The organism is Streptomyces sp. CHD11, from assembly GCF_018638295.1.
GTDB lineage: Bacteria > Actinomycetota > Actinomycetes > Streptomycetales > Streptomycetaceae > Streptomyces.
Genome location: NZ_JABTTS010000013.1, coordinates 123489 through 149639, shown reverse-complemented (window position 1 = coordinate 149639; position 26151 = coordinate 123489). Strand labels below are relative to the sequence as shown.

26 protein-coding genes are annotated in these 26151 nt (G+C 70.2%); 11 read left to right on the top strand and 15 right to left on the bottom strand.

Annotated features, from left to right (window positions below; all coding sequences use genetic code 11):
• From HTV45_RS16670 to HTV45_RS16645, 6 genes are read right to left on the bottom strand one after another with little or no spacing between them, the layout of a single operon-like run.
• Positions 1-1953: an NADH-quinone oxidoreductase subunit L gene (locus HTV45_RS16670; protein WP_215206563.1), complete on the bottom strand. Its 1953-nt coding sequence runs from the start codon at positions 1951-1953 to the stop codon at positions 1-3.
• Positions 1950-2255, bottom strand: coding sequence for an NADH-quinone oxidoreductase subunit K (locus HTV45_RS16665; protein ID WP_215206562.1), 306 nt, complete (start codon positions 2253-2255; stop codon positions 1950-1952). Before HTV45_RS16665 ends, HTV45_RS16670 begins: the two co-directional genes overlap by 4 nt.
• Positions 2252-2821, bottom strand: a complete 570-nt coding sequence (locus tag HTV45_RS16660) for an NADH-quinone oxidoreductase subunit J (protein ID WP_215206561.1) — start codon at positions 2819-2821, stop codon at positions 2252-2254. Before HTV45_RS16660 ends, HTV45_RS16665 begins: the two co-directional genes overlap by 4 nt.
• Before the next feature lie 17 nt (positions 2822-2838).
• Entirely contained in the window at positions 2839-3768 is a 930-nt protein-coding gene (locus HTV45_RS16655) for an NADH-quinone oxidoreductase subunit H (RefSeq protein ID WP_308309685.1), read from the bottom strand.
• Positions 3761-5203, bottom strand: a complete 1443-nt coding sequence (locus HTV45_RS16650) for a hypothetical protein (protein ID WP_215206560.1) — start codon at positions 5201-5203, stop codon at positions 3761-3763. The genes HTV45_RS16655 and HTV45_RS16650 overlap by 8 nt, the downstream gene beginning before the upstream one ends.
• Positions 5194-5544, bottom strand: coding sequence for an NADH-quinone oxidoreductase subunit A (locus tag HTV45_RS16645; RefSeq protein WP_215206559.1), 351 nt, complete (start codon positions 5542-5544; stop codon positions 5194-5196). Before HTV45_RS16645 ends, HTV45_RS16650 begins: the two co-directional genes overlap by 10 nt.
• Before the next feature lie 465 nt (positions 5545-6009).
• Between HTV45_RS16645 and HTV45_RS16640 the strand changes: the two genes are divergently transcribed.
• Complete coding sequence (locus tag HTV45_RS16640; RefSeq protein ID WP_215206580.1) at positions 6010-6378, top strand: BlaI/MecI/CopY family transcriptional regulator; 369 nt, start codon at positions 6010-6012, stop codon at positions 6376-6378.
• 41 nt (positions 6379-6419) lie between these two features.
• A complete protein-coding gene (locus HTV45_RS16635) occupies positions 6420-7256 on the top strand; it encodes a M56 family metallopeptidase (protein WP_251692222.1) in 837 nt (278 codons plus the stop codon).
• 25 nt (positions 7257-7281) lie between these two features.
• On the opposite strand, the gene HTV45_RS16630 is transcribed toward HTV45_RS16635, so the two are convergent.
• Both HTV45_RS16630 and HTV45_RS16625 read right to left on the bottom strand, forming a co-directional pair.
• Positions 7282-8319 carry a C40 family peptidase gene (locus HTV45_RS16630; protein WP_215206557.1) on the bottom strand — a complete coding sequence of 346 codons (1038 nt, stop codon included), beginning with the start codon at positions 8317-8319 and terminating at the stop codon, positions 7282-7284.
• Positions 8320-8573: 254 nt separating this feature from the next.
• The gene (locus tag HTV45_RS16625) at positions 8574-9155 is read right to left on the bottom strand and encodes a TetR/AcrR family transcriptional regulator (RefSeq protein WP_215206556.1); all 582 of its coding nucleotides are present in this window, start codon (positions 9153-9155) and stop codon (positions 8574-8576) included.
• A 96-nt stretch (positions 9156-9251) separates the two neighbouring features.
• Here HTV45_RS16625 and HTV45_RS16620 point away from each other — a divergent pair, with 96 nt between their 5' ends.
• The 8 genes from HTV45_RS16620 (at position 9252) to HTV45_RS16590 (ending at position 15317) form a co-directional block, all read left to right on the top strand.
• Positions 9252-10097, top strand: a complete 846-nt coding sequence (locus HTV45_RS16620) for a class I SAM-dependent methyltransferase (RefSeq protein WP_215206555.1) — start codon at positions 9252-9254, stop codon at positions 10095-10097.
• Between the two features lie 97 nt (positions 10098-10194).
• Positions 10195-10593 (top strand): DUF6153 family protein, encoded by a 399-nt coding sequence (locus HTV45_RS34320; protein WP_251692182.1) that lies wholly within the window; start codon positions 10195-10197, stop codon positions 10591-10593.
• A 118-nt stretch (positions 10594-10711) separates the two neighbouring features.
• Complete coding sequence (locus HTV45_RS16615; protein ID WP_215206554.1) at positions 10712-11344, top strand: DUF305 domain-containing protein; 633 nt, start codon at positions 10712-10714, stop codon at positions 11342-11344.
• A gap of 77 nt (positions 11345-11421) precedes the next feature.
• Positions 11422-12327, top strand: a complete 906-nt coding sequence (locus tag HTV45_RS16610; RefSeq protein ID WP_368860848.1) for a F510_1955 family glycosylhydrolase — start codon at positions 11422-11424, stop codon at positions 12325-12327.
• A 90-nt stretch (positions 12328-12417) separates the two neighbouring features.
• The gene (locus HTV45_RS16605) at positions 12418-12930 is read left to right on the top strand and encodes a DUF4396 domain-containing protein (RefSeq protein WP_215206552.1); all 513 of its coding nucleotides are present in this window, start codon (positions 12418-12420) and stop codon (positions 12928-12930) included.
• Positions 12931-13097: 167 nt separating this feature from the next.
• A complete protein-coding gene (locus HTV45_RS16600) occupies positions 13098-13505 on the top strand; it encodes a four-helix bundle copper-binding protein (RefSeq protein ID WP_215206551.1) in 408 nt (135 codons plus the stop codon).
• A gap of 263 nt (positions 13506-13768) precedes the next feature.
• The gene (locus HTV45_RS16595; RefSeq protein ID WP_308309684.1) at positions 13769-14623 is read left to right on the top strand and encodes a DUF305 domain-containing protein; all 855 of its coding nucleotides are present in this window, start codon (positions 13769-13771) and stop codon (positions 14621-14623) included.
• A gap of 148 nt (positions 14624-14771) precedes the next feature.
• Positions 14772-15317, top strand: a complete 546-nt coding sequence (locus tag HTV45_RS16590; protein ID WP_215206550.1) for a class F sortase — start codon at positions 14772-14774, stop codon at positions 15315-15317.
• Between the two features lie 694 nt (positions 15318-16011).
• Here the strand turns inward: HTV45_RS16590 and HTV45_RS16585 are convergent.
• Entirely contained in the window at positions 16012-16398 is a 387-nt protein-coding gene (locus HTV45_RS16585; protein ID WP_215206549.1) for a metalloregulator ArsR/SmtB family transcription factor, read from the bottom strand.
• 94 nt (positions 16399-16492) lie between these two features.
• Here HTV45_RS16585 and HTV45_RS16580 point away from each other — a divergent pair, with 94 nt between their 5' ends.
• Entirely contained in the window at positions 16493-18466 is a 1974-nt protein-coding gene (locus tag HTV45_RS16580) for a heavy metal translocating P-type ATPase (RefSeq protein ID WP_215206548.1), read from the top strand.
• Positions 18467-18705: 239 nt separating this feature from the next.
• Here the strand turns inward: HTV45_RS16580 and HTV45_RS16575 are convergent, their stop codons facing one another.
• The 6 genes from HTV45_RS16575 to HTV45_RS16550 all read right to left on the bottom strand — a co-directional run bounded on the left by HTV45_RS16575 (position 18706) and on the right by HTV45_RS16550 (position 26123).
• Complete coding sequence (locus HTV45_RS16575) at positions 18706-19560, bottom strand: alpha/beta fold hydrolase (protein ID WP_215206547.1); 855 nt, start codon at positions 19558-19560, stop codon at positions 18706-18708.
• A gap of 153 nt (positions 19561-19713) precedes the next feature.
• Positions 19714-21981 carry a cation-translocating P-type ATPase gene (locus HTV45_RS16570; protein WP_215206546.1) on the bottom strand — a complete coding sequence of 756 codons (2268 nt, stop codon included), beginning with the start codon at positions 21979-21981 and terminating at the stop codon, positions 19714-19716.
• 78 nt (positions 21982-22059) lie between these two features.
• Complete coding sequence (locus HTV45_RS16565) at positions 22060-22263, bottom strand: cation transporter (RefSeq protein ID WP_308309687.1); 204 nt, start codon at positions 22261-22263, stop codon at positions 22060-22062.
• Positions 22264-22721: 458 nt separating this feature from the next.
• Positions 22722-23453: a hypothetical protein gene (locus HTV45_RS16560; protein WP_215206544.1), complete on the bottom strand. Its 732-nt coding sequence runs from the start codon at positions 23451-23453 to the stop codon at positions 22722-22724.
• A gap of 214 nt (positions 23454-23667) precedes the next feature.
• Complete coding sequence (locus HTV45_RS16555; protein WP_215206543.1) at positions 23668-24969, bottom strand: MFS transporter; 1302 nt, start codon at positions 24967-24969, stop codon at positions 23668-23670.
• On the bottom strand, positions 24966-26123 hold the full coding sequence (locus tag HTV45_RS16550; protein WP_215206542.1) for a PLP-dependent cysteine synthase family protein: 1158 nt from the start codon (positions 26121-26123) through the stop codon (positions 24966-24968). Before HTV45_RS16550 ends, HTV45_RS16555 begins: the two co-directional genes overlap by 4 nt.
• Positions 26124-26151: the final 28 nt, after the last annotated feature.

The following is a 26151-nucleotide window of genomic DNA, read 5'->3' as shown; positions in this document are numbered from 1 at the left end:
TTACCTCACCAACAGGACGATCAGGACGAGCACGCAGAAGCCGACGGCGGCTTGGGCGTAGTACTGGTGCAGCAGCCCGGTCTGCGGGCGGCGTGCCCACCGCCCCAGGCTCCGGGCACCGGAGGCGACGGCGCTGACGGCGGCGTCGATTCCGCCGTCATCCAGACGGCGCGTCTGCCGGGCGACAGCCAGGCCACCGCGACCGACGGATTCGACGGCGGCGTCGATGCTCGCGTCATCCAGACGCCGCGCCCTACGGGCGACGGCGAGCCCGCCCCGGGCCGCCTGCCGCACGGCACCGTCCACGACCCGGTCGTCGAAGACGGCCAGCGCGCGGGCCGTCGCTATCACCGGCCTGACGACGATGGCGTGGGCGGCGCGTTCCAGGTGCAGCCAGCCTTCGGCGTACCGCACGACCGCCGGTGGCAGGAGGGTGCGTGGGGAGAAGGGTCGCCACCAGGCCATCGCTGCCGCTGTGAGGGCGACGGCGGCGGACAATCCCAGCTCCCATGCCTTGGGTGAGGGTTCGCCGGGGACGCCGAGCAGGTCGCGCAGCCACGCGGCCGGTCCCGGCAGGGCGAGAACGCCCAAGGCGGCCGCCGCGCCCGCGAGGACGAGCAGCGGGGCAGCCGAAGCGGAGGGGACACGCCGGGTGCCGGGTCGCTCAGTGTCATACCCGGCCTGGGGGTTCTCGGGGAGCGGGCGGGTGACGTACCACAGGGCCTTGACGCTGTAGACGGCGGCGACGGAGGCCGCCGTCAGTCCGACCACGTACAGGCCGGTGCTCTCGGCGCGGGCGGAGGCGAGGACATCGTCCTTGGCCCACCACAGCGACAGCGGCGGCAGCCCGGCCAGTGTGAGCGCGCCGACGGTGAAGCAGGCACCGACCAGACGATGGGTGCGGGCGGCGCCGCGCAGGGCGGGAAGCTGTTTGGTGCCCAGTGCGGTCAGCCAGGCCCCGGCGGCGAGGAACAGACCGGACTTGGCGGCGGCGTGCGCGACGAGCTGAAAGGTACCGCCAGCCACGCCGCCGCTGCCGGCGGCCAGCACCATGAAGCCGATCTGCGAGGCGGTCGACGCGGCGAGCAGCTGCTTCAGGTCGCGTTGCGCCACGGCCACCACGCCGAGAACAAGGGCGGTCACGGCGCCGGTCCAGGCGACTACTGGCCCCGCCCAGTCGGTTGCGGCCAGCAGCGGGTGCAGGCGCAGCAGCAGGTAGGCGCCGGCGGCGACCATGGTCGCCGAGTGCAGCAACGCGGAGACGGGGCTGGGGCCCTGCATGGCGCGCGAGAGCCAGAAGGAGAACGGCAGTTGCGCGGACTTGCCCAGCGCGGCGGCCACGATTCCGGCGGTGACCAGGTGGAGCCAGGGAGACGCGGTGTGCGGGAGAGTGTCGAAGCTCAATGTCCCGGCGCCTCCGGCCATGGCCGCGCCCGCCGCCAGGTAGAGGCCCAGGTCCGCGGTACGGGTGGTGAGGAAGGCGGTGTCCGCCGCGCGTGCCCGTTCCGGGTCGTGCCACCAGTACCCGATCAGTGCCCAGCTAGTTGCGCCCATCAGCTCCCAGGCCATCAGCAGCAGCGGCAGCGTCGTCGCGGTGACGGTGACCAGCATGGAGCCGGCGAACAGCAGCATCAGGCCGAAGAACCGCCCCCGGTTCTCGTCCTCACCGAATTCCCCGGCGGAGAAGACCAGAACGGCGGTGGTGACCGCGGCGACGGTGATCGCCATGACCGCGGAAAGGCCGTCTACCGCCACTCCCGCCCGCACTCCGGCGAACAGCGGCACGCTCGCCGACGGCCCGATCAACGCGGCAGCGACGGCCAGGCCCAGCGTCGTCGCGGCCACCAGCACGCCGAGGGCAGGTGCCTGCCGGTTCAGGCGTGTCCCGGTCACCGCGAGGGCAGCCCCCGCTGCCAGGGGCAGGGCGATCAGCAACCAGATCAGTGAGCTCATCCCTTAAGGTCCTCGGCCATGTCGGTCATGTCGACCTGCCGGGCCCGGTAGATCGCGGTGGTGACGGCGAAGCCCATCGCCATTTCCACCGCCATGGCCACCACAGCCGTCACGATCACCACCTGACCGCTGCCCACGGCGGGAGCGAGGAAGTGCCAGAAGTCGGCGGCGGCGACGATGATTCCGCCGATCATCAGCTCGATCCCCATCATGATCATGACGATGGACTGCTGGGACAGGGCGCCGAACAGGCCGATCGAGAAGAGGCCCGCGGCCAGGACCAGGAGCAGTTCGAAGGTCACCGGCCCACCCCTCCGCCGGCCGGGTCGCGGGCGGGCCGCTGGTCGAGGTCGTCGCCGAACCGGTCGTAGCGGCCACGTCGGGTGGCCAGCACGGTTGCGCCGACCATGGTGGCCAGCAGGACGAACCCGAGCGTGACCATCGTCAGCATCTGATCGCCCATCAACGACATGCCCACCTGGACGGTGGTGTCCGCCGGCCGCACTCGCACACGGTCGGGCCAGGGCACCACGAAGATCCCGGCGGTCAGCGCGGCGAACACCGCACCGCTGATCACCAGTGCTCCGCGCTTGTTGTGCAGCATCGACATCGGCATCAGACCGGCCGGATTCATCATGTACGCGATCATGAACACCGCCATGATCACCATCTCCATGACCATCATCAGCACGATGACCACCCCGAGGTAGGGCAGTCCCAGGACGGTCACCACGCCGCCGACGCACACCAGGGAGCCCAGCAGCGCGAACGTGACCCGGGCCATCGAGTTCAGTGTGAACACCAGGACGCCACCGGCCAGGGCCAGCACTCCCAGCGTCCACAGCAACACAGCGGCCGTCGTTCCCATCGAGCGGGTCTTCCTTCCTATCGGTTGAGGTTGACCAGAGCCGGGACGAGAGTCTGCACGATCGTCAGCGGGATAAGGACGACCCAGGCGAACTCCACGTACCGGTCGGCCCGGATCACCGGCAACCGCCGCACCGCGAACGCCAGGACAGCCAGCACCAGCACCGTCTTCACCAGCGACCACGCCCAGGCGGGCAGGCCCGGTCCCGCACCCCCTCCCAGGAACAGGGGGACCGCCATCGCCGCGCCGGCCGCCAGCCACATCCATCGCCCGGCCTGCAACAGCAGCCGGTCGGCTCCGGAGGTCTCGCTCAGCACGCCGCCTGCGATGTCCTGTCCGGCCGGGTAGGCGAACGGTCCCAGGAAGCTGAAGGCGAGCACCCCGGCCAGGTACACCAGGAAGGCGACCGGCATCCACACCGCGTACCACAGGCCGTGCTGGGCTGCGGCGATGTCGCCGATGCGCAGGGACTGCGCGCCGGTCGCGGTCGAGATCAGGGCGAACATCAGCGGCAGCTCGTAGGCCAGCCCCTGGGCCAGGAAGCGGTAGCCGCCGACCAGGGAGAACGCCGCGTTCGGCCCCCACCCGGCCAGCCACAGACCGGCCCAGGTCAGCACCTCCATGGCGTTGAACCACACCAGTCCCACCGACAGGTCGGCGACCGCTACGTTCCCGAAGGGGATGACCAGCGTCGACAGCACGGCGGCCACCGGCACGGTCACCACACCGGCCCGCCACAGCAGCCGGTCGGGAGGGGGCATCCGCCGGGGCTGGGCCACCAGCGCCCGCGGCACCGCCAGCAGCGGCCGCATCGCGGCGGACACAGTGACCGGCCGGCCCGCGTCCCGGGCGGCCAGGGCCGCATCGGCCGCCACGGCCAGCACGGCGAAGCCCAGCAGCATCGCCGGGGCGGCCAGCAGCGTCCACCACGCCCCCGCCTCAACCACGTGCCGTCACCTCCGCGGAGCAGGCGGCGAGTTCGTCCAGGTCCGGGTCGAGACTGGCCACGATCAAGCGCGCGGCGGCCAGCTCGGCGCCTTCCAGCAGCCGGGGAAGCAGGGCGACCAAGGCGGCCGACGGCGGCTCCTGCGCATCCCACCGGCCCCGCGGGCTCTCCTGCGCCGGATCCAGCGGCGAAGGATCGCCCAGCCGCACCACGTCGTGGCGGATATCGGCCAGCCACTGCCGGTAACGGGCGGGAACATCCCCGCCGGCCCGGGCGGCGGGACCGCTCACCCCTGCCTGCTGCGCGTCCTGCGCGGTCACCACGCCAATGCCGCGCGTCAGCCAGAACAGGGTTCGCGACCGGCCGATCCGCCGGACGAGGCGCTCCAGCCGGGAAGCGAGCGCGGCAGCAGGGGCACCGTCGAGCAGATCATCGCGCAGTCGGCGTGCTTTCGTCGCTTCGGCGGGCCAGCCTGCCACCGCGAGCAGCCGCCCCAGACTGTCCAGATGGGACGCGGCCCGCCGCCGCGCCGCCTCTCCGGAACTCACCGCTTCACCGGTTGCGGCCCGCAGCCAGGGCTGCGCCCAGAACGGCTCGACAGGACGCGGGACGAGAACAGTTGCCTCGTCCAGGTCGGCCGCCTGGACGACGTCACCTTGCAGGACGAGACGGAGCGTCAGCCCGGCGGGCCAGTCGGACAAGAACGGTCCCAGCGGCACATGCAGCCGGTCGAGCGTCAGACCGTCGCGGTCCTCGCCCTGCTCGGCCATCGGCAGCCCGCCCGGCATCTCCATTCCGCCGTGCCCGCCATGACCGCCGTGCCCCTCATGCCCGCCGTGGCCCTGATGGTCTTCGTGGGCGTTGCCGCCGTCACCTCTCCCCTCTTCTTTGCCGTGGTTGCCGTGGTGCTCCTGAGAAGAGTGAGCGTCGCCTGAGCCGGTGTGCGGGCTGTTGTCCTTATCCTGATCAAGATCTTCGGTCTCTTCGCCATGCTCGCCGTCCCCGGGGGCCGTCTCCGGTGAGGCGCGGCCCCCAGTTCCGTCTTGTTCCGCGCTCTGCTCATGATGGTGATCGTGCGGTGGGCGGCCGCCAGGTCCGGGCGGGGATGCCTGCTCGCGCTGGGCTGCCGACGAGGCCAGGCGGGCGCGTGCGGCATCAAGGGCGGCCGGTACTTCGTCAGCGGTGCGGGCATGTGCGCGGACGCGTGGGGCGGGCAGGTCCTGCCACAGCCGTTCCAGCGCCGCGTGCAGGTCCAGGCAGAGGGGGCCGGCGACGAGCAACAGATCGGCCTCCGCCGGGGTTGTGGCCGGTGGCCAGTCCCGAAGCCGTAGGTGCCGCTCGGCGGCCAGCCGCACGGCCGCTCCGCCCGGCATGCTGGCCACCAGGACGCGGGGTCGGGCGGCTGCCGCGCGCAGCATCGTGGCGGTCAGGTCCATCGCAGGGCCCCCTCGCGCCAGGCGTAGGTGACTCCGGCGAGCAGGATCGCGAGGAAGACGAACATCTCGATCACCGCGCTGGGTCCCATGGTCGAGATGACCAGCGTCCATGGGTACATGAAGACCATCTCCATGTCGAAGGCGAGGAAGAGCATCGTGATCGTGTACCAGCGCACATGGAACCGGCTAACCGCATGCTCGACCGGCTCCAGCCCCGACCCGAACGGAGCGGCTGCCAGAGGCTCCGCGGAAACACGCAGCGCCCATCCCGCCCCGTAAACTCCGGCGATGGCGAGCGCGACCAAACCCAGTAGGGACAGTACGGCTGTGAAGCCGTTCACCGGCCGTCACCGTGTTCCCGGGCGGCGGAGTACGGCCGCCCGGAGGCAGCCAGACAGAGGCCGACGCGTGGCCGCCCCCATCGGATTTCTTCCGCTCCCATTCCTGCTCCCGTCCCGTCGTCCGATTCCGTCGCGTACCCCCGGGGGGCATATCGAATCCTGGTACGTGTGCGCATCCCGTGGGTCTGGTGTCCGAGCATCCCGGTTGCGGTGCGCGAAGGCGCCTGCGGCGCGCCCGCCCGAGGCGGACATTCCGGGGCGGCTGCCGCCCGCCTCTTGCCCCCCAGGCGTTCAGTTGGCCGGAGGTGGTGGTGATCTCCGCATTCTTGAGCCTTCTCGATCTTCGCGGCGGCCTGCGCCTTCGCCGCAGTCCGCCTCTGGACCTCAGCCCTCGCCGAGGGGAAGCCTTTGTGTGCCTCTACGATGACGTGAGTGAACGCGGTGGGTAGAGAAGGGGTGCGGGCCATGCGGCGGCTGGGGGATCTTGAGGCCGAGATCATGGACTGCCTGTGGACGTGGGGCAGACCGGCCACGGTCCGCGAGGTCGTCGATGACATCAACATCCGCCGTCCTGCGGCGTACACCACGGTCATGACGGTGGCCACGATCCTGTTCAAGAAGGGGTGGCTGACCCGGCAGAAGCAGGGTCAGGCATGGCTCTACACGCCGGTGCGCAGCCGCGAGGCGTATGCGGCGGCCTTGATGGAGGACGCTCTCGGGGTCAGTGAGGACCGCCCGGCGGCTCTGGCTCACTTCGTCGAGCAGATGAATGAGGACGAGGTCGCCGCGTTGCGCGAGGCGCTGCGGGCCGCGGGACGGCGTCCGGTGTCGTGAACGCGGCGCCTGCTCTGCTGGGGTATGCGGCCACCGTGGCAATGATTGTGCCGCCGGTCATGGCCCGGGCCCGCTGGCCGCACCGGTCACCGCGGCTGGCTGCGGCTCTGTGGTCGGCCCTGGCCGTGTCGTTTTCCTTGTGCGTTGCGCTGGCCGTCGTCCATGCGCTCACTCCCGACGCGCACGTCGGTGTGCTGTATTCCTGTCAGGTCGCGCTCGGTATCAGCCCTGGCGAGGGGGCGGTGGCCAAGTGGGGCATCACCGCGCTGGCTGTCGTGGCCGGTGCCCCCGTCGGTGTCTTCGCGTTTCACGCGCTGCGGGCCCGGGGCGCGCGCAACCGCCACCGCACTGTGCTGGACATGATCGGGCGCCGTACGCCCGCCCTGCGGGCCACCGTGATCGAGCACCCGGCGACGGCCGCCTACTGCCTGCCCGGGCGGCATCCTCGGATCGTCGTCAGCCGTGGTGCTGTCGAGCGCCTGAGCGACGCTGAACTCGGAGCCGTCGTCGAGCACGAACGCGCCCACATCGCCGGCCGTCACCATCTGGTGCTGGCGGCCGTCCACGGCTTCGCCACCGTTTTCGGTCCGCTGCCGCTCGCCCGCCATCTGCTGCGGCAGATGCCGCTGCTGCTGGAGATGGCCGCCGACGACCGGGCCCTGCGCCGCTACCCGCACGGCGTACTCGCCGCCGCGCTGATCGAGATCGCCTCCGGGCAGCCGGCTCCGCTTGGGGCTCTGTCCGCCGCGGGCCCCACGGCGGTGGTACGCCTGCAGCGCATCCTCAGACCCGGGCCCGCCGCACACCCTGCCGCGAGGTGGGTGACCTTGGCGGTGTCTGCCGCTCTGCCGGTGCTTCCGCTGGCCCTGGCCTGCTGACGTATAGCCGGACAGGCCGCACAGCTTACATCCGGACGCCCCACATGAACGGCATGCCGCTGCGGGCGATGGACTCGTAGCGCACCTGCGCGCCGGGTTTGGGGGCATGCAGGATCTGGCCGTTGCCGGCGTAGAAGCCGACGTGGCTCAGGTCGGTGCGCATGATGATCAGGTCGCCGGGCCGCAGTGCGCTGAGGGAGTTGATCCGGGTGCCCACATTGGCCTGGGCCTGCGACGTCCGGGGGAGGGAGACACCTGCCTGCTGGAAAGCCCACGAGGTCAGCCCGGAGCAGTCGAAGGACGACGGGCCGGTCGCACCCCAGACGTAGGGCAGGCCGACCCGGGACTTGGCCGCGCTGAAAGCGGCGGCCGCACGCCCGGAGGCGCTGGCCTCGTTCCCCAGATCGACCCGCTCGCTGGACCGGTTGGCGCGCTCCTCTTCCGCCGCACGCTGACTGCGCTCCTTGGCGGTCATGGTGTTGAGCAGCTGCTGGGCCTTCGCCAGCTTGGACTGAATCTTCTTCTTCTGCGCGGCCACCTCGGTGCGGGACTCCTGCAGATCCTTCAGTTTCCCGGCCGCCTGGGTGCGCTGCTGCGTCAGTGCGCGCTGCTGGGACAGGAACGTCTGCAGGGTCTGCGACTGGCGGGCGGAGAGCCGGTCCAGCCCTGCGGCCTGCTCCAGGTAGGCGTCCGGGTCGGTGGACAGCAGCAGCTGCACGGAGGGGTCAATGCCTCCGCTGCGGTACTGCGCGGCGGCCACCGAACCGAGCTGAGACCGCAGGGCGTTGAGGTCACCCTGTTTGCGTGCGGCTGTCTCCTGCAGGTCCTTCACCTGCTTCTTCAGCTTGTCCGCGCTCTCCTTGGCCCCGTTGTACTTCTCCGTCGCCTGGGTCGCCTCCTCATAGAGGCGGTCGACCTGTGCCTGGACGCCCTTCTTGCTGGGGTCCGGCAGCGGGTCGGCGGATGCCGACTGCGTCGATATCGCCACCGCGGCGGCGGTGGCAGCGGTGAGCACAGTGGCGTAGGCGGCATTCGACTGCTTGGGACGACGGTGGGACGCCACTGGGGCGAGCTCCTTCTCCTCGGCCGTCGCACCCCGGACGCACCCGGCCCGGATTCGCGCAGGCAGCGCGATGCGACGCGTCCTCGCTGCCGCCCCGGGCGGGCGGTCGAACAGGCGAAGACTCGACGCACGCATACTAAGCAGCTTAGTGACCTCGTTCCAAGTGTGGGCGCCGTTGAATCGCTTGGCGCGGCATGCATTGAGCCCACCGAGGGCGGCTCGTGTCCCACGGGGTGTGTGCGTCGTCGGCCGTGTCAGGTGAGAGCCGCGATGATCCGGTCCATCTGACTCGTCGGTTCGGGCGCGCCGGGCCAGCTGGTCATCAGCAGATGGTGGGCGGTGGCGACCAGGGCGAGGGCGCAGGCTTCGGCGTCCGTGGTGGTGGTTACCCGGCCCAGGTGCTGCTCGGCTGCCAGGTAGGAGGCGATCGATGTCTGGATGGTGGTGAAGCCAGGGGCGCCGGCGGTCAGTGCCTCGCGGAAGAGCGTGGCCGCACCGGGGCGGGTCAGGGCCAGGCCGGCCATCGCCGGGCCGGCCGAGGTGAGCAGTGCCCTCGCCACCGAAGAGAGGTTTTCGGCGACCGTGCCCTGCCCCGCCCGATCTGGCAGGTCGGCGGCCAGTGCGGCTGTGCCGGCGAGGCGGTCCAGCACGAGTTCGGCGACGAACTCATCCAGCCCGCCCGCGAAGTGCGTGTGCAGCAGGCCCTTCGCGCAGCCGGCCTCCGCCGTGACAGCCCTGCTGGTCAGGGCGCCGGGGCCGTCCTGTGCGACGACGCGTTCGGCGGCGGCGAAAAGCAGTTCGCGGACGTCGGGGACGGCTACTCCACGGGGGGACATCAAACACCTTCCGGTCACGGGTGGGTACGGGTAGACAGTATGGGCAAGCGCCCATACTGTTTGGGCGTACGCCCATTCTAGGTCAGGAGACCCGTCATGCGGCAGAGCGTCAACGTCCAGCAGGAGCAGGCGTGGAACGGCTACGAGGGTGAGCACTGGGCCCGCAACCAGGAGCGATGGGACGCTGTCAACGAAGGGTTCAACGCTTCCTTGCTCGACGCCGCCGCGATCCTGCCCGCCGACGCGGTCCTGGACATCGGCTGCGGCGCGGGAGCCACCACTCGCCTCGCCGCCCGCCGGGCCGCCGAGGGGCGGGCCACGGGCGTCGACCTGTCGGGGCCCATGCTGGACCGGGCCCGCGCCACCGCGCGCGCCGAGCACTTCGGCAACGTGACGTTCGAGCAGGGCGATGCCCAGGTGCACCCGCTCGCCGGGAGGGACTTCGACGTGGCGATCAGCCGCTACGGCGTCATGTTCTTCGCCGACCCCGTGGCCGCCTTCACCAACATCGGCGGCGGTCTGCGCCCCGGGGGCCGGATGGCGCTCATCTGCGCAGCCGGCGCCGACGGCAACGAGTGGCTCGAAGCGCTCGCCTCGCTGCGGGACTGCCTGCCGGTCGGCGGCTTCGGGGCGACCGGCGGGCCGGGCATGTTCTCGCTCGCCGATCCCGCCCGGGTGGAGGAGGTGCTCAAGGTTGCTGCGTTCACCCGCATCCGGATACGGCCCGTAGAAGCGCACGGCAGGTGGGGGCAAGGCGCCGGGGACGCCGCGGACTTCCTGCTCGACTCAGGTCCGGGCCGCCACCTGCTGCAGCAGGTGGACACGGAGACCGGCGACCGGGCACGGCGCCGACTCACCGAAACGCTCCGCCCCTGCGAAGACGCTCAGGGAGGGGTGCGGCTGCGCAGTTCGGCGTGGCTGGTCACCGCCGAACGGCCGTAAAAGAGCGGCAGTAATCGCACCGGTTCGCGGGTGCCGCGCCGCATGGCGCGGGCCACACCACAGGCATCAGGGGTCGAGGGCCCGTACGATGGGCCGCATGACCAGCAGTACGCATCGTCCGAGCCACCGCCCTGCCGGGCGGTGGCTTGTGCTGCTGGTGATGACAGTCCTGGCCGGCGTACTGGGCATGCACGCTCTGGCTCCAGGCGGAGTACCCGCGGCACACGCGAATGCCGGGCACGAAATGGTCCGGACGGTGGACGCTCCGCATTCGGGTGAGGGCTGCTCGCACGCGCACCACGAACCGGGGCATCTCAACCACGCAGACGGGACATGTTCCGCGACCGGCGTCGGCTCCCCGTACGCTCCGCCCGCGCTGACCGCCGCCGCAGTCGACGCGCCCGCCGCGACCCCGTTCTCGGCGACCGCGCCGGTGTCGGCCCGGGCCAGCCGGGCACCGCCTGACCTGTCTGAACTGCAACTCCTGCGGATATAGAGCGTCCCGCACGGCACCACCTTGCCCCGGCCCCGCCGGGTAGTGGCGCCGCGCTTCGGCAGACCTCATTTCCGTGAATCCAGCGCGCCGTCGTCGCGCGCGAAGGAGTTGCACCACCATGAACAGCAAGCGATCCCTCGTCCGCCGTACCGTTGCCGTGGCCACGGCAGGCGCGGCTGCTGTCGTCCTCGCCGCCTGTGGCGGCAACGACGACAGCGCCACGTCCGGACACGACGGCCACACCACGAAGTCGCCGTCCGCGTCGGCGTCGGCGTCCCAGGGACAGCACAACGCCGCGGACGTGACGTTCGCCCAGGGCATGATCCCGCACCACCGCCAGGCCGTGGAGATGGCCGACCTGGCATCCACCCGCGCCGAGTCGGCACAGGTCAAGGCACTCGCCGACGACATCAAGAAGGCCCAGGACCCGGAGATCAAGACGCTGTCCGGCTGGCTCACCTCCTGGGGCGAGGACGTGCCCGCCGAGGACGCCATGGACCACTCCATGCACGGCGACTCCGGCGGCATGATGACCATGGAAGACATGGACAAGCTGGAGAAGTCCTCGGGCAAGGCGTTCGACACCGCCTTCCTGGAGATGATGATCAAGCACCACGAGGGTGCGGTGACCATGGCCAAGAGCGAGCAGACCGACGGCGCCTACGGGCCTGCCAAGAAGATGGCCGACGCCATCGTCACCTCGCAGACCGCCGAGATCACCCAGATGAACACCCTGCTCGACAAGAACTGACCCGAACGCCCGTGCGGGGCGTGTACGCACGCCCCGCACCGGCCGTCTTCTTCCTGACACCCCTTGGACCCGACGCGATGACTCCTGCCCGTAAACTCCGGCGCCGCGGGCGCGCCGTACTCCTCCTGATGACCGGCGGCCTCTTGATCGTCGCCTGCGCCGGCCCTGATAGTCCGGGCACCCCCCAGGACGCATCTCCCCCTGACCCCGGGACAGGCCACCTGCACGGGCTCGGCGTGAATTCCGCGGACAACGCCGTCTACGCCGCGGGCCACTTCGGCGTCTTCCGTCTGACCGACGGCAAGGCCGTACGCATGGCCGACCGCTACCAGGACACCATGGGCTTCACGATCACCGGCCCCTCCACGTTCCTGGCCAGCGGCCATCCCTCCCCCACCGATCCCGACGCCCGCTCACCGCACCTGGGCCTGATCCGCAGCACGGACGCCGGCCGGACCTGGACCACACTCTCCGCCGAAGGCGAGGCAGACTTCCACGCCCTCGAAAAGGCCGGTGACCTGCTGTACGGGTACGACAGCCAGAGCGGAAAGGTATGGGCGAGCACCAATGGCGGCCGCACCTGGGACAAGCGGGCCGAGCTGCCGCTGCTCGACCTCGCCGCCCACACCAAGACTCCCGACACGGTATGGGCCGCTACCGGCAACGGCCTGCAACGCAGCACTGACGGCGCAGCCACCTTCCGCTCCGTCCCAGGCGCCCCCGACCTGGTAGCGGTCGACGAACCCGAGCCCGGACTCCTCATCGCTCTCACCGCAGACGGCCGCACCGTCAGCACCCTTGACGCTCAAAAATGGACGCAAGGCGGCCGCCTGCCCGGGCGGGGCAGCCCCACTGTGCTCACCGCCGTGAGCGGCAAGCGCCTCCTGGCCGCCGACAGCACCGACACGGTCTACCAATCCACGGACACGGGCCGCACCTGGGCAGTACTGCACCGGCCCCCGGAGGGAACCGGAGACCACTAGGCATATACCCCTAGGGGGTATACGGTTCGGGTATGTAGGGCAAGCAGGGACAGGAACGCCGTGCACTGAACGGGAATGGGGATGAAAGTCATGGACCACACCGCTCACCAGACCCACGGGGCTGCGCATAATCACGCCGGCCCTGGTGAACACCACGGCGGACAGGCGGGGGCCTCCTGGGGTACGGCGGCGAAGGCGACCGTGCACTGCCTGACCGGGTGCGCCATCGGTGAGATCCTCGGCATGGTCATCGGCACGGCCCTGATGTGGGGCAACGTGTCGACGATGATCCTGGCGGTCACCCTGGCATTCGTCTTCGGCTACTCATTCACGCTGCTCGCCGTGCGCCGGGCCGGTCTGGACTTCAGGACTGCGCTCAAGGTCGCGCTGGCCGCCGACACCGTCTCGATCGCCATCATGGAACTCGTCGACAACGGCATCATCGCCCTCACGCCGGGCGCGATGGACGCCCACCTGGGCGACGGACTGTTCTGGGCTGCGCTGCTGGGCGGCTTCGCTGTCGCCTTCCTGATCACGACCCCGGTCAACAAGTGGATGATCGGCCGGGGCAAGGGCCACGCCGTCGTCCACGCCTACCACTGACCGAGAAGATCCTCGGACTTGACGCCGCCAGCCTGTTCAGGGCGCCCGCGAGGGCGCCCTGTTCCTGTTTGCACCCGCCTCGCCCCGGCCACACGCTGAACGTGCGGGGTCATCAGGTGCGGCCGGCCCGGCCCGCCGGCCCCGGACAGAACAGGAGGCGAAGAGCGATGACCAACGTCAAGGACATGCTGGCCACCTACCCGGCCGACCTCGGCGGCATCGACCGCGACAAGCTCACCCGCTGCATCGAGGAATGCATCGCCTGCGCCCAGACGTGTACCGCGTGCGCGGACGCCTGCCTGTCCGAGAGCATGGTCGGCGAGCTGACCAAGTGCATCCGCACCAACGCCGACTGCGCCGACATCTGCACCACCACCGCCGCGGTCCTCTCCCGCCACACCGGCTACGACGCCAACATCACCCGCGCGATCGTGCAGGCGTGCGCGACCGCATGCAAGGCATGCGCGGACGAGTGCGAGTCCCACGCCGAAATGCACGAGCACTGCCGGATCTGCGCCGAAGCCTGCCGCCGATGCGAGCAGGCGTGCAACGACCTGCTGGCCACCCTCGGCTGACGCCAGCTCCCCACGCGCTGACGCCCGCACGGCCCCGGCCCCCGTGGCCGGGGTTCTTGCTGCCGAAGGCGGGTCATCTCAAGCGGACCGGCGATCGAGCCGGCTGATGCGCCCTTGCCGCGCTGCGGCCGAACGGAGCACACCGAAGAGCGACAGCACATCGGGGTTCTTACTGTGAGCGATGAGGAGGTCACACCGTGGCGCCTCAGACTCCGATCTGCCGCGCGGACACCCGCGCCGGCTCTGGCCAAGAGGACGCCTCCGTGAACATATCCACCCTCCGGCGTGTCAGCGTCACCGCAGTCGCCCTGGGCGCCTTCGCCTGCACGCCGGCCGCTGTCGCCTTCAGCGCCCCGAACCTCACGTCCTCGGCCGCAATGGGTGGCAGCGAGGCCGGCGACCACCACCAGCCCATGCCAACCGGCCCGGTGGCGTACGAGCTCGGCGAGACGCTGGCCAAGCTGTCCGGCAAGAAGCTGGAGATCACCTTCCTGGCGGAGATCATTCCCCACCACCACGCGGCCATCGAGATGGCCAAGCTGGAGCTGGAGCGTGGCGTAGACCTGGACATCCGCACCCACGCGGAGAACATCATCGCCAATCAGCGGCACCAGATCGAGCAATTCACCGGCTGGCTGCACGAGTGGTACGGGCTGACGCCTGAGCAGGCCATGAAGCATGTCCCGGACGAGGCACGCCGGGAAATGGAGAAGATGGAGCAGGAAACACAGCGCATGACCTCCGAGCTGCGACACGTCGGCAAGGGCAAGAAGTTCGACGTCGAGTTCGTGCGCCACATGATCCCCCACCACTCCTCCGGGGTCATCGAATTCCTGGAGCCGCAGGCCCGGGCCGTCCACCCGCAGCTGCGGGTGGCGGCGGCGTCCGGGATCGTCACCCAGGAGTCGGAGATCGCCGACTTCCGCACATGGCTGTCCGGGCAGGTCAACGACGACGGGCAGCACAACGGCATGCCCAAGGGCGCGGCCGACACCGGTGACGGCGCCAGCCAGGCATCCGCCACCCCGCTGGTAGCCGGTGGCGCGCTGCTGGCGGCGACCGGTGCGGGCGCCGGCGCATTCGCGCTGCGCCGGCGGCGCGGTGCGCACGAAGTCTGACCCGGGCCGGCCCCGCCGGGCCGGTGGCGGCCGCCTGCTCGGGGCGGGCGCCACCGGCCTGGTCGTGGGTCTGGCCATGATGCTTCAGGGTTTCGTCACCGCCCCGCAAAGCCCACCGCAACCGGACCGCAGGGAAGCCTCCTCCGTCTTGACCGCTGTACCGGACTCGGCCTTGAAGGCGGCACCGCGGCCTCTGGGGTTCTCACCGCCGACTCGTATCGAAGTACCGCGTCTCGCCATCGACGCCACCGTGCTCCCGATGGGCCTCAACGACGACAGAACGGTCGAGGTCCCCACTCCCGACCAGGCCGCGAAGGCGGGCTGGTACGAAAGCGGTGCCGCCCCCGGACAGCGGGGCCCCACGGTCATCCTCGGCCATGTCGACTCCAGCCGGCTGCCCGACAACAAGGCCGTCTTCTACCGGCTCGGCGAAGCCCGGCGAGGCGACCGTGTGGACATCACCCGAACTGACGGTGCCGTGGCCCAGTACGTCGTCGAGGCGGCCACCGTCGTGGCGAAGTCCGACTTCCCCACCCGCACGGTGTACGGCTCGGCCCCGTCCCCGGTCCTGAGACTGATCACCTGCGGCGGCTCCTACACCAAGGGCAGCGGCTACGACAGCAACGTCATCGTCTACGCCCGCTACGTCGGTCAGCATCGCCATGGCCAGACGGACAGGCACCGTCGCAATTAGCGCGAAGACGGTGCCGACGTTCCGTGGGCGCCTCCTTCTGTGCGTGCGACTGCCAGCCGGCCCGGCAGCACACCGACGCCCACTTTGAATGAGATGCCCCACCCGAGGTGAACGAATTCTGGCCTCGTCCCTGGGGAAGGTTCCAGCACCGTCGCGCGGACAGGAGGTGGGAAGGAGGTCGTCTCATGCCGTTCATCGAACTTGAGGTGGACCAGCGCCCGCACCCCGACTGCGGTTGTGAGTACACCGGAACAAGGACCCAGCTTCCGACCGAGGCGGGTCGGCCGGCCGCCCCTTGAAGCCACCGCCGCACGTCGGCCATGACACGGACCACGGTCCTCGTTGCACTGGGCGGCATCACGACCAGCGCCTTCGCCATCACACCGGGCCCGTACGCCTTGCTGATCGGCATATCAATCGCGGCCAGCCTGGTGCGCGGCAACCTCATTCCCCGAGCCATCGCCGTCACCGACCCATTGAGGCGCCGCTCACGACAGAACCCTTGCGGCCCCGACCACAAGCGCCGCCGTAGCGGCCCCGCTCACCCGCGCCGCTGAAGGGATACGCCGCCGCCCTCTTCGGTGTCCTACCGCCGTCTCCCTCGCTGCAGCGCTCACCGCAGCCTGGACGACCCCACACTCCGGTTAGTTGTGCGGTACCCGCAAGGCTCCGGGCTTGACCCTTTGCAGCCGGGTCACTCGGCCGCTACGGGCTCCGCCAGTTCGGCCGGGGCGTCGCGGACGCCCATGCGCAGATGCTCCACGTGGTAGAGCGCCTGGTCGAGGAGTTCGGCCACGTGGTTGTCGTACAGGGCGTAGATGATCGAGCGGCCGTGCCGCTCGCCGGTGACCAGGCCGAGGTTGCGCAGCAGGCGCAACTGGTGGGAGCAGGCGGAGGACTCCATGCCGACGGCGGCCGCCAGATCGCTGACGGAGCAGGGCCCTTCCTGGAGCCGGGCCAGGATGTACAGCCGTGAGGGGGTGGCCAGGGCCTGCAGGGTCGCGGCGACGTCGGCGGTACCGACCGTGTCGAGCCGCTCGCGGGTGGTGGCGCTGCTGGTGGTGTCGGTTCCGTGGCCCATACGGCCATCCTACTCGTGACTTATGAAGACCTGTTCAGACATTCCTGTATGGTGAGCGTGTTGCCACCGTCCGCCCGCGAAGGGTTGTTTTGTCATGTCTTCTGTTCTGGACCAGCGGTCCGCGCCGCCCTCCGCACTGCCCTCCCGGGTCCCTTCGCGGCGCCGCACCCGGGTGCTGGCCCTGCCGGAAGCACGCTGGGCGTTGGCCTCTCTGGTGCTGTTCCTGATCGCCCTGCCGCTGGACCTGCTCGGCGCCCCCGCGTGGACGTGGGGGCCGCTGTTCGCCGCCGCCTACATCACCGGCGGCTGGGAGCCTGGGTGGGAGGGTCTGAAGGCGCTGAAGGACAAGACCCTGGACGTGGACCTGTTGATGGTGGTCGCCGCGCTCGGTGCCGCGGCCATCGGGCAGGTCCTCGACGGGGCGCTGCTGATTGTCATCTTCGCGACCTCCGGCGCGCTGGAGGCGGTGGCGACCGCCCGCACCGCGGACTCGGTACGCGGTCTGCTCGATCTGGCTCCCTCCACGGCGACCCGGCTCCTGCCCGAGGGCGGCGAGGAGACGGTCGCAGCCGAGGACCTGAAGGTGGGGGACACGATCCTGGTACGGCCCGGTGAGCGGGTCGGCGCCGACGGTCAGGTTCTCGCCGGAGAGAGCGAGGTGGACCAGGCCACCATCACCGGTGAGCCGCTCCCGGTGGCCAAACAGACCGGGGACGAGGTGTTCGCCGGCACCGTCAACGGCACCGGCGCCCTGCGTGTGCGGGTCGAGCGCGACCCGTCGGACTCGGTGATCGCCCGGATCGTGAAGATGGTCGAGGAAGCCTCCGAGACCAAGGCGCCCACCCAGCTGTTCATCGAGAAGATCGAACAGCGGTACTCCATCGGCATGGTGATCGCCACCCTGGCGGTCTTCGCCATCCCTCTGGCCTTCGGCAGCGACCTGCAGTCCGCGCTGCTGCGTGCGATGACCTTCATGATCGTGGCCTCGCCGTGCGCCGTGGTGCTCTCCACCATGCCGCCGCTGCTCTCCGCCATCGCCAACGCCGGACGCCACGGCGTCCTGGCCAAGTCCGCCGTCGTCATGGAACGCCTCGGACAGATCGACACCGTCGCCCTGGACAAGACCGGCACCCTCACCGAAGGCACCCCGCGCGTCACCGATCTGCGCCCCCTGCCCGAGGCCGGCCTGACAGAGGAGGCACTGCTGGCTTTGGCGGCCGCGGCCGAGCACCCCAGCGAGCATCCGCTCGCCCGCGCCGTCGTCGACGCCGCCCGCGAGCGCAGCCTGTCCCTGTCAGAGGCGGCCGACTTCACCTCCGCACCCGGCCAGGGCGTGAGCGCCACCATCGACGGCCACACCATCCAGGTCGGATCCCCCGCCCGCCTCCAGCCCGCCGCCGGACCCGTGCAGGCAGTGGTGCAGGAACTTGAGGACGCCGGACAGACCGCGGTGCTGGTGCTGCGCGACAGCGCCCCGGTCGGAGTGATCGGTATCGCCGACCGGCTGCGGCCGGACGCCGCTGCCACCGTCGCAGCTCTCACCGAACTGACCGGTCGTGCCCCCGTCCTGCTGACCGGCGACAACGAGCGGGCCGCCAAGCACCTGGCCGACCAGGTCGGCATCACCGACGTACGCGCCTGTCTCCTGCCCCAGGACAAGGTGACCGCGGTCCGGCAGTGGGAGAGCGAAGGCCGCAAGGTGCTGGTCGTCGGCGACGGCGTCAACGACGCCCCCGCCCTGGCCGCCGCGCACTCCGGCATCGCCATGGGCAAGGCCGGCTCCGACCTTGCTCTGGAGACTGCGGACGCTGTCGTCGTCCGCGACGAACTCGCCACCATCCCTACCGTGGTCGCCCTCTCCCGGGCCGCCCGGCGCCTGGTCATGCAGAACCTCGTCATCGCGGGGATCTTCATCGCCGCCTTGGTGGCCTGGGACCTGATCGGCACCCTGCCACTTCCGCTCGGTGTCGCCGGCCATGAAGGCTCCACCGTCATCGTCGGCCTCAACGGTCTGCGTCTGCTGCGCGAAGCGGCTTGGAAGAACCCCGTTCACGCAGGCACCACATGAGTAAGCGCTCCTGCCGCGCCGCCGAAACGTTGAGCCGGAAGTCGGCGATGGGCTTCCACGTGGCGGCCATGGGGAACGCCGCGTCGCGGGCAGCGCACTGTCGTCGCTCTGCAGGCACCCGTGGCCCGAGACCGCTTGCAATCCGGCCAGCCCAATGATCCTCAGGTCGGCTCGCGGTCTGCTTCGTTGCCCCACGCGGGTTATTTGGTACGGGCCGTGTCGCGCGGCGCGGCCCGCCTTCAACCGGCGGCGGGCCGCTGCGATGCGTCTGAGTGCGGGGTCATGTGCATGAGGAGGAAGTCCGACAGGACCGGTGCCAACGCGCGGCCGAGGTCGGCGGCGTTGCGCAGGTCGGCGGACAGGGACACGGCGGCGAGGTGGCCGTGCGGCAGGGTGCGGGCGGCCTGGGCCGCCAGGACTGCGGGATGGCGTTCGTCGGCACCGGGGACGACCAGGACGGGCACGGTGATTGACGCCAGGTCGGTGACGTCGGTGAACGCCCGGTCCTGGCCGATGGCGCAGGCGGCGGCGATGCTGGCCGGGTCGCTGCGGCCGATCGCGTCCCGCACCAGAGCCCCGATCACCGGAGCCAGGTGCGGCAGAAGGGGCTCCCACGCCGCGTCGAGGCCCTGTTCCAGAGCTCGGGCGGCGAAATCTTCGAGCATCTTCTTCTCGGCTTCCTTGGCCGCGTCGTCTTCGATGTCCTCCATGCTGATGACGACCGCGGCGCGAACGTGTTCGGGCCTGGCGGCCGCAGCCCGCAAGGCGATGGTGCCTCCCAGGCCCGTGCCGCCCACTGCCGCCCGTTGCAGTCCGAGATGCTCCAGCAGGGCGTGGACGTCATCGGCGTACTGGGACCAGGTGTGGCGGGCGGGGTCGGTGCATACCGAGCGGCCGTAGCCGCGGATGTCCGGCAGGACCACGGTGAAGCCGTCGGCGAGCCAGCGTGCCAGGGGCAGCAGGCTGTAGCGGTCGGGCCCGCCCCCGTGCAGCAGGACCAGTCCCGGTCCTTGTCCCAGCACTGTGGCGTGCAGGGGGCAGCCGTCGCTGCCCCGGTAGACGAAGTTGTTCATGCGGTCTTCCCTGTGCGTCATAGGGGACGTCTCCTGGGGGCGGGTCGGTGAAGGCAGTGAGCGAGGGGCGGGGCAAGGACTACCCGATCCTCGGCGACCTGCCGAACAAGAANGGCGGGGTCCGGCCGGACCCCGCCCCTCGCGCGTGCGCGGATGAGAAGATCTCAAGTGCTCTCAGTGCGCTGCCTTGAAGCTGCGCAGCCGCAGGCTGTTGCCGACGACGAAGACCGAGGAGAAGGCCATGGCCGCTCCGGCGATCATCGGGTTGAGCAGCCCGGCCGCGGCCAGGGGCAGGGCGGCGACGTTGTAGGCGAAGGCCCAGAACAGGTTGGTCCTGATGGTGCCCAGGGTCTTGCGGGCCAGCCGGATGGCGTCGGCGGCGGCGCGCAGGTCGCCGCGGACCAGGGTGAGGTCGCCGGCCTCGATGGCGGCGTCGGTGCCGGTGCCCATGGCCAGTCCGAGGTCGGCTTGGGCGAGCGCGGCGGCGTCGTTGACACCGTCGCCGACCATCGCCACCGAGCGTCCTTCGCTCTGCAGGCGCTTGACGACGGCGACCTTGTCCTCGGGCATGACCTCGGCGATGACCTCCTCGATGCCGACCTCTGCGGCCACCGCCCGGGCGACGGCCTCGTTGTCCCCGGTGAGGAGGATCGGGGTGAGGCCGAGGGCGCGCAGCCGGGTGATGGCTTCGGCGCTGGTGTCCTTGACCGCGTCGGCGACCTCCAGGACCGCCTTCGCCTCTCCGTCCCAGGCGACCGCGATCGCCGTCCGGCCGCCGGCCTCGGCGCGCGCCTTGGCCTGAGCCAGCGGCTCGGGCAGGTCCATCGCCCATTCCCGCAGCAGCTTCTCGCGGCCCACGAGTACTGCGTGGCCTTCGACGATGCCCTGGACTCCCAGGCCCGGCACGTTCGCGAAGTCTTCCACCACGGGCAGGACGCCGATGCGCTCGATGGCCCCGGCGGCGACCGCCTGCGCGATCGGGTGTTCCGAGGCGTGCTCCAGCGCGCCCGCCAGACGCAGCACCTCCACCTCGTCGGCGCTCTCGGCGGTGTGAACGGTCAGCAGCGTCATCCGGCCGGTGGTGACGGTGCCGGTCTTGTCCAGGACGACCGTGTCCACGCGGCGGGTGGACTCCAGAACCTCGGGGCCCTTGATGAGGATGCCCAACTGCGCGCCGCGCCCGGTGCCGACCATCAGCGCGGTCGGCGTGGCCAGGCCCAGGGCGCACGGGCAGGCGATGATCAGCACGGCGACCGCGGCGGTGAACGCCGCCGTCAGCCCCGATCCGTTGCCCAGCCAGAAGCCCAGGGTGCCCAGAGACAGGGCGATGACGACGGGTACGAAGACCCCGGAGATACGGTCGGCGAGCCGCTGGGCGGCCGCCTTGCCGTTCTGCGCATCCTCGACCAGCTTGGCCATACGGGCGAGCTGGGTGTCGGCACCGACCCGGGTGGCCTCCACGACCAGGCGCCCCCCGGCGTTCACCGTCGCACCTGTGACCGCGTCCCCGACCGTGACCTCGACAGGCACGGACTCACCCGTGAGCATCGACGCGTCCACCGCGGAGGCGCCCTCGGTGATCGTGCCGTCGGTGGCGATCTTCTCGCCGGGCCGGACCAGGAAACGGTCACCGGCCCTCAGCTCAGCGACGGGTATCTGCTCCTCGCGCCCGTCCCTCACCACGGTGACGTCCTTCGCGCCCATCTCCAACAGCGCCCGAAGGGCCGCACCGGCCTTGCGCTTGGACCGGGTCTCGAAGTAGCGGCCGGCGAGGATGAAGGCCGTCACACCGGCTGCTGCCTCCAGGTAGATGTTGCCGGCGCCGTCGGAGCGGGCAATGGTCAGCTCGAAGCCGTGTGTCATGCCGGGCATTCCGGCGGTGCCGAAGAACAGTGCCCACAGCGACCACAGGAACGCAGCCGTGGTACCGAGTGAGATCAGGGTGTCCATGGTGGCCGCACCGTGCCGGGCATTGGTGAAAGCGGCCCGGTGGAAGGGCCAGGCGGCGTAGGTGACCACCGGCGCGGCCAGAGTCAGCGACAGCCACTGCCAGTACTCGAACTGCCAGGCCGGCACCATCGCCATCGCGATCACCGGCACGGAGAGCACCACCGCGGTGACCAGCCTCTGGCGAAGCACGCACAGTCCGGCGCTCTCCTCGTCCTCGACCCTGCCGCCCTCGCCGTCGGCGGCCCCGGACCGCACAGGGTCGGGCCGGGGCTCCCTGGCGGTGTAGCCGGTGGCCTCGACCGTGGCGATCAGATCCGGCACGCCGACGCCGTCACCGAAGGCCACCTTCGCCTTCTCGGTGGCGTAGTTGACCGTGGCCGAGACGCCGTCCATGCGGTTGAGCTTCTTCTCGATCCGAGCGGCGCACGAAGCGCAGGTCATGCCGCCGATGGCAAGTTCGACCTCGGCTCTGTCATGGACCGTCGTAGTCATCACCGCTCCTCAGGGTGGTGGAAGAAGAAGGGAAGGGGCAACGCTGGGCTTGCTCACAGGCCCCGCGGGGACGCGCGTTCAGGCGGCCCGGCCGGTCAGTTCGTACCCGGCCTCGTCGACGACCTTCGCCAGCAGCGCGTCATCAGGTGCACCGAGGGTGGTGACAGCTACCTGGCCGGTCTCAAGGTCGACCTCCACCGCCGTCACACCCTCCAGTGCGCCTATCTCCTTGGTGAGCGTGGCCTTGCAGTGCCCACAGGTCATCCCAGCAACGCTGTACACAGTGGTCGAGCCCGGGGTGGCGGGCGTCGCAGCGGTTTCGGTGGAGCAGTTGCCATCGGTGGAGCAGCAGGACATGGGTTCCTCCCAAGAAACGACCAGCAAGTAGATCCATACCCGTCGGGGCACAGAGTTATGTATACCCCCCCTGGGTATCTCGGGCAAGTGCGGGCGCCTTGCGCTGCCTGCCGCATACACCGCTGCCCGGACACAGAGTGACGATGATCAGCAACCACGAGGAAGCCGTCACCAGGCGGCTGCGGCAAATCGAAGGACTGCAGAAAATGGTGGAGGTAGACACCTGCGGAGACCCGACGTGGGGCGAGGGCCGACCGGTCTCTTCGGCCGGCCCCTCCGCCGGACAGACGGGCGCTCGCTGCGCTCTCGTGTCGCCAGAAGCTCGTCGCGGGCTTGTGGCAAGGTTCCGCGCGGGCACGGCAATGGTCGTGCGTGCCCTGTACTCAGTGGCTGTGGCCAGGTGCTTCCGCCTCATCGGTATCCGCGGGTGCTGAACCCGGCTCCGGCACAGCCGCGGTGGGGGCGGCGTCTCCTGGTTCCTTCTCCTCATGCCCCTCTACCTCTGCCTCTTCCCCACTTCCATGGCTGTGTCCCCTGCCCTCTGCCGGTACGTCGATGGTCGACGCCACATAGCGCAGGCCCATGAAGCTGACGGCGACCGCGAGGAGCACGGCCAGTCCCGCCAGACTGAAGATGCGGCGCCACGAGGATTCGACGTCCTTGAGGACATACGCCACGAACGAAAGGGCGATGCCGAGAGGAACGAGCATGGCGGCCCGGTCCGGGAAGTCCTCGAAATGCTGGAGGCCGCCGCTGAGCATGCCTATGCCGAACGAGAGCAGCAGAGAAGCACCCATGACCTGGACCATTCTGGGCAGGGCGGGCTTCTCTTCGGCGAGGATGTATTCGTTGAGCAGGGTGGCGGCGAGGAAGACCAGCACACCGTAACCGGCGATAGGCGTGTAGCGGGCGGGATCCAGCGGGTGGTGCACGACAGCGCCACTGATGAGGCCGGCGCCGACGAAATAGCCGACATAACCGAGGTAGCGCGCCAGCAGCGCCTTCCTACGGGCCCGCTGCGACCGCGCTTTGCGGAGTGCGGCCCGACCCCCTGGTCCAGGGCCGGTCTGATCGTAGGTCTCGTAGGGTCGCTCGATGAGCTGGGCGGAGGGCAAAGGAATCGCTCCTAGCAAATGTGGCATAGGCAGGGCCAGGGCTGTCCGAGCACACGCAAGGTGAGCCCGGCGCCTGGCTTGGGGCCGAACGAAGTCGACTTGCGGGGCAGCAACACGCCGGCACCGGCCAGTGTCCGTACGGCCGAGGTGGACCTGGCCGGGGAGGGACGGGCATGGCTTCGTGCCCGCCCCTCTGCCGTGGGGCCGCGGTTCGTCAGGCTGTCGCGGGCTCGGGCTGTGCTTCGCGCGGCGAGGCGAGGCGGCCGCTGCGGTGCAGTCCGAACAGGGCCGCGGCGCATGCCAGGCCGAGTGTGGACAGCGCGATCCACGGCAGCGCCGACATGCCGGCCGCGCGGGCCGCGTCCAGCGCCACTCCGGTGAGCAGATTGCCCAGGGTGATGCCGACGCCGCAGATGGTGTTGTACAGCCCGTAGTGCGTGGCCACGAGCCGGTCACCGGAGAGACGGACGATGGTGTCCATCTCGAAGGGGTACGCGATCATCGTGCCGAGAGCGAGCAACAGCGCGGCGAAGGTTGGGGGCACTGCTGCGAGCAACCACAGTCCTACACCGCCGTCCGGTACTTGCACGGCCGTGGCCGCCAGCAGCGGGACGAAGGCCACGCCCATCGCGAGCAATCCCCAGCTGAGCGCCCGGCCTGGCTCCATCCGGGCCTTGCACCAGGCTGTCACCTTGGTCTGGAAGAGGATCGTGCTCAGCCCGGAGGCGGCGAAGAGCAGCGCGACCGCAGCTGTGCCGAAGGTGTCCTGCCCGCCCAGGCGCCGGACTTCGAGCGGCAGGGCCAGGTAGACCTGGAAGGACAGGACGTACGACCCGATCATGGCGGCGGAGAAGAGCAGGAAGGGACGGTTGGTCAGGATGCCGCGCCACTGGGAAAGGACGCTCTCCCGCTCACCGTCCTTCGCCTCCTTCGCGTCGTCCGCCCGCCGCGTCGGCAGGCTGCGGATCTGCACGATGCTGAGCAGAGCGAAGATCCCGGCAGAGACCAGGCACGTGATGCGGAAGTCGACGCCGGTCAGCACCATGCCCACCAGGGGGCCGAGCAGGATGCCGGCCTGGTAGAAGACGTTGAACAGCGCGAACGCCTCCACCCGCCGGTCACCCGCGTCGGCGGCGAGATAGGCGCGAACCGCCGGATTGAACAGGGCTCCGGCCAGGCCGGTAGCCGCGGAGGCGGCCAGCAGGGCCGGCAGCGAGTCCACGAAACCGAGCGTGGCGAAGCCCAGCGTCCGCAGGACACAGCCCGCCACGATCAGCGGCTTGTAACCGAACCGGTCGGCGAGGGTGCCGCCGACCAGGAACATGCCCTGCTGGCTGAAGTTGCGTACGCCCAGGACCAGTCCGACGACCCAGCCGGCGAGACCGAGGGTGCCGGACAGGTGGGCGGCGAGGTACGGCATCAGCATGTAGAAGCCGAGGTTGATGGTGAACTGGTTCATCATCAACAGTTGGACGCTGCGTTCGTAGGTACGAACCTGCGCGAGTGTGCCCTTCACCGGTCCTCGTCCTCCGTCTGGCCCTCGGTGACGGAGACGCCGTCCAACACCAGGGCCTTTGCCTGCGTCGAGGCTTCGGAGAGTTTCAGCGGGTCGACGACCGTCGTGCACCTGGTCCAGCGGGCGACTTCCTTCTCGTCCGCCCTGCCGACGACCTCCGGTTCGAGGGCCGGTGGCCCGTCGAGCAGTCCGTGCGCGGCGCAGAAGTCGTCGTCGTACACCGTGCCGAGATAGCGCTGCGGCCCGTCGGGGAAGACCGCCGCGATGCGGGTGTCGGCGGGCAGCGTCCGTGCGAGCCACCCGGCGACCAGAGCCACCGCGCCGACGCTCCACCCGCCGGTCGCGTAGTGCGACGTCGCAAGCTGGCGGCACGTCCACACCGCCTCGGAGGGTGCGACCCAGTGCACCTCGCTGAAGTTCTCGTAGGCGACGTTGCGCGGGTAGATGCTGGATCCCAGGCCGCGCATCAGCCGTGACCTGGCCGGCTGTCCGAAGATGGTCGAGCCGATGGTGTCGACGCCGACGACCGCCAGTTCCGGGTACAGCTGGCGCAGGACGCGGGACACACCGGCGGAGTGCCCGCCGGTGCCCACACTGCACACCAGCACGTCGATGTGGCCCAGCTCGGTGGCGAGTTCCAGGGCAAGCGGGGTGTACGCGGTGGTGTTGTCCGGGTTGTTGTACTGGTCCGGGCACCACGATCCGGAGTGCTGGGCCATCAGCTGCTTCACGCGCTCGCGGCGCGCCTCCTGCCAGCCCCCTGTGGGATGCGGCTCGGAGACGACGTTGACCTGCGCCCCGTACGCCGTCAGCAGCCGGGTCATGGACATCTCCAAGCCCGGATCGGTGACCAGGGTGACCGGGTGGCCATACACCATGCCGGCCAGCGCCAGGCCCAGACCGAGCGTGCCGCTGGTGGACTCGATGATCCTGGCGCCCGGACGCAGATCACCGCGTGCGCGGGCGCGCTCAGCCATGTGCAGGGCAGGCCGGTCCTTGATGCCGCCGGGGTTGAATCCTTCGAGCTTGGCCCAGAAGCCGCGGTCATCCTGCGTGAAGGGCTCGGACACCCGGAGCAGTGGCGTGTCACCGACCAGTCCGGACAGGGCAGTACGAGCGGGCGGCGTGGACTCAGCCGTGGGGGGAATGGACATCTCTTCGACTCTCGTTCGTAGATGACGG

Excerpts from the sequence above, each read along its gene's own strand:
- HTV45_RS16670 (WP_215206563.1), bottom strand. The coding sequence starts at position 1,953 with ATGAGCTCACTGATCTGGTTGCTGATCGCCCTGCCCCTGGCAGCGGGG.
- HTV45_RS16660 (WP_215206561.1), bottom strand. The coding sequence starts at position 2,821 with ATGGGAACGACGGCCGCTGTGTTGCTGTGGACGCTGGGAGTGCTGGCC.
- HTV45_RS16650 (WP_215206560.1), bottom strand. The coding sequence starts at position 5,203 with ATGGACCTGACCGCCACGATGCTGCGCGCGGCAGCCGCCCGACCCCGC.
- HTV45_RS16640 (WP_215206580.1), top strand. The coding sequence starts at position 6,010 with ATGCGGCGGCTGGGGGATCTTGAGGCCGAGATCATGGACTGCCTGTGG.
- HTV45_RS16635 (WP_251692222.1), top strand. The coding sequence starts at position 6,420 with ATGATTGTGCCGCCGGTCATGGCCCGGGCCCGCTGGCCGCACCGGTCA.
- HTV45_RS16625 (WP_215206556.1), bottom strand. The coding sequence starts at position 9,155 with ATGTCCCCCCGTGGAGTAGCCGTCCCCGACGTCCGCGAACTGCTTTTC.
- HTV45_RS16620 (WP_215206555.1), top strand. The coding sequence starts at position 9,252 with ATGCGGCAGAGCGTCAACGTCCAGCAGGAGCAGGCGTGGAACGGCTAC.
- HTV45_RS34320 (WP_251692182.1), top strand. The coding sequence starts at position 10,195 with ATGACCAGCAGTACGCATCGTCCGAGCCACCGCCCTGCCGGGCGGTGG.
- HTV45_RS16615 (WP_215206554.1), top strand. The coding sequence starts at position 10,712 with ATGAACAGCAAGCGATCCCTCGTCCGCCGTACCGTTGCCGTGGCCACG.
- HTV45_RS16610 (WP_368860848.1), top strand. The coding sequence starts at position 11,422 with ATGACTCCTGCCCGTAAACTCCGGCGCCGCGGGCGCGCCGTACTCCTC.
- HTV45_RS16605 (WP_215206552.1), top strand. The coding sequence starts at position 12,418 with ATGGACCACACCGCTCACCAGACCCACGGGGCTGCGCATAATCACGCC.
- HTV45_RS16600 (WP_215206551.1), top strand. The coding sequence starts at position 13,098 with ATGACCAACGTCAAGGACATGCTGGCCACCTACCCGGCCGACCTCGGC.
- HTV45_RS16585 (WP_215206549.1), bottom strand. The coding sequence starts at position 16,398 with ATGGGCCACGGAACCGACACCACCAGCAGCGCCACCACCCGCGAGCGG.
- HTV45_RS16580 (WP_215206548.1), top strand. The coding sequence starts at position 16,493 with ATGTCTTCTGTTCTGGACCAGCGGTCCGCGCCGCCCTCCGCACTGCCC.
- HTV45_RS16575 (WP_215206547.1), bottom strand. The coding sequence starts at position 19,560 with ATGACGCACAGGGAAGACCGCATGAACAACTTCGTCTACCGGGGCAGC.
- HTV45_RS16570 (WP_215206546.1), bottom strand. The coding sequence starts at position 21,981 with ATGACTACGACGGTCCATGACAGAGCCGAGGTCGAACTTGCCATCGGC.
- HTV45_RS16550 (WP_215206542.1), bottom strand. The coding sequence starts at position 26,123 with ATGTCCATTCCCCCCACGGCTGAGTCCACGCCGCCCGCTCGTACTGCC.